The sequence below is a fragment of the Burkholderia sp. Ac-20353 genome (genome assembly GCF_017104785.1).
Taxonomy (GTDB): Bacteria; Pseudomonadota; Gammaproteobacteria; order Burkholderiales; family Burkholderiaceae; genus Burkholderia.
The window spans coordinates 1-1793 of record NZ_JAAGPL010000456.1; the positions used below are offsets into that span (position 1 = coordinate 1).

The following is a 1793-nucleotide window of genomic DNA, read 5'->3' on the forward strand; positions in this document are numbered from 1 at the left end:
AGCAGCCGAAGTAGCCGATGCAGCGGCAGCCGACGCGTCGGCCGGTGCCGAGGCGGCAGGCGCGGAAGCAGCCGCGGCCGATGCCGCGTCGTCCGCGAGCGCGGGGCCAACGCCGGCCGCGATCAGCGAGCCGGCCATCAGCAGGGACATCAGAAGTTTGCGCATCTTGGTTTTCCTCTTGTCGCTTGTCTTGTCGATTACAGCGCGTCCGCGCCCGTCTCCCCGGTGCGGATCCGGATCACCTGCTCGATCGGCGTGACGAAAATCTTGCCGTCGCCGATCTTGCCGGTGCGTGCCGCCCGCTCGATCGCTTCCACCGCCTGGTCGACGAGATCGTCGGACACAGCCGCCTCGATCTTCATCTTCGGCAGGAAATCGACCACGTATTCGGCGCCCCGGTACAGCTCGGTGTGCCCCTTCTGGCGCCCGAACCCTTTCACCTCCGTCACCGTGATGCCCGAGACGCCGAGCGCGGAGAGCGCTTCGCGCGTCTCATCGAGCTTGAACGGCTTGATGATTGCGGTAATGAGTTTCATGAAGTCCTCTCGCTGGGTTGTCCCGTCGAATTGGTTGGATGTGTAGCGGACTACCCTCAGCAACTCGCATGCCATGTCGGCCCGAGTCGTGCTTCGACGCGCGTTGCGGGGGTCGCATCCGTTGCGAAACGGCGGCGGAGCCCGGCCGAATGGCCAACGCGGGCCGGGTTTGCTGGCGCCGGGCGACGAACGTTGCTAGAGTGCACGCACGTCCCGCAACGCCGGGACTTTCACCCATGCGGGCGCCATGCCCGGAAATCGCGCTTCGCACGCACCATTTCCGGTCATGCGTGCATCATGGGCACGTATGCAACTGAAGATGCACATTTTTTGTGCAATGAAGGGGAATCACATGAAGCAACCCAGCGACGTTTTCAACGACCTGCAGTCGCGTGTCAGCGACCTGCTGAAAAACTCGCCGGCCAAGGACGTCGAGCGCAACGTGAAGGCCATGCTGTCGCAAGGCTTCTCGAAGCTCGATCTCGTCACCCGCGAGGAATTCGACACGCAGGCACAGGTGCTCGCCCGCACCCGCGTGCGTCTCGAGGAGCTGGAAAAGCGCGTCGCGGAACTCGAGCAGAAGCTCGCTTCGCAAGCTTGATGTAAAGGACTGCGCATCAGGCCTGAGGTACAGGGCTGATGCGCAGGCGTGAGCGGGCCGTCATGTGGGCCCTCATCTGAGCCCTAATGCGGCTCGTTCACGCCCGCCCTGATGTACCCGGATGCATTGATCCCGTTCCAGCATTCGTCCCGTCGTTCTTTCATCCGCGCCACGCCGGCAAGCGCGCACCGATCACTCCCCCTATCCGCGGCAGGCGGCCCCCGAGGCTGCCCGCCCGCTCAACAGGAGCCTCGCCATGTCGCTTGCCTTGGTGCGCAGCCGCGCACCGGCGGCCGGCCGCGCGCCGGACGTCACCGTCGAAGTCCACCTTGCCAACGGATTGCCGTCGTTCTCGATCGTCGGCCTGCCCGATCTCGAAGTCCGTGAAAGCCGCGAGCGCGTGCGTGCCGCGTTGCAGAACTGCGGCTTCGAATTTCCGGTCCGCCGCATTACCGTCAATCTCGCGCCAGCCGACCTGCCGAAGGAGTCGGGCCGCTTCGACCTGCCGATCGCGCTCGGCATCCTCGCCGCGAACGGCCAGATCCCGGCCGACGCGCTGGCCGGCCGCGAATTCGCGGGCGAGCTGTCGCTGACCGGCGCGCTGCGGCCGATGCGCGGCGCGTTCGCGATGGCGTGCGGCGTCGCGCGCGACCGGC

3 protein-coding genes are annotated in these 1793 nt (G+C 66.0%); 2 read left to right on the forward strand and 1 reads right to left on the reverse strand.

All coding sequences use genetic code 11. The annotated features are described in order from the left end of the window. Positions 1 to 197: 197 nt before the first annotated feature. Positions 198 to 536 (reverse strand): P-II family nitrogen regulator, encoded by a 339-nt coding sequence (locus tag G3N94_RS41215; RefSeq protein ID WP_006398175.1) that lies wholly within the window; start codon positions 534 to 536, stop codon positions 198 to 200. 352 nt (positions 537 to 888) lie between these two features. On the opposite strand from G3N94_RS41215, the gene G3N94_RS41220 reads away from it, so the two are divergent. Together G3N94_RS41220 and G3N94_RS41225 are read left to right on the forward strand one after the other, a co-directional pair. After that, complete coding sequence (locus tag G3N94_RS41220; protein WP_124600038.1) at positions 889 to 1137, forward strand: accessory factor UbiK family protein; 249 nt, start codon at positions 889 to 891, stop codon at positions 1135 to 1137. Positions 1138 to 1393: 256 nt separating this feature from the next. Further along, positions 1394 to 1793, forward strand: a 400-nt coding sequence (locus G3N94_RS41225) for a magnesium chelatase domain-containing protein (protein ID WP_277398615.1), incomplete at its 3' end; no start/stop codon positions are given.

What these genes read in the sequence shown, in the direction of transcription:
- G3N94_RS41215 (WP_006398175.1), bottom strand. Translation starts at nt 536, where the DNA reads ATGAAACTCATTACCGCAATCATCAAGCCGTTCAAGCTCGATGAGACG.
- G3N94_RS41220 (WP_124600038.1), top strand. Translation starts at nt 889, where the DNA reads ATGAAGCAACCCAGCGACGTTTTCAACGACCTGCAGTCGCGTGTCAGC.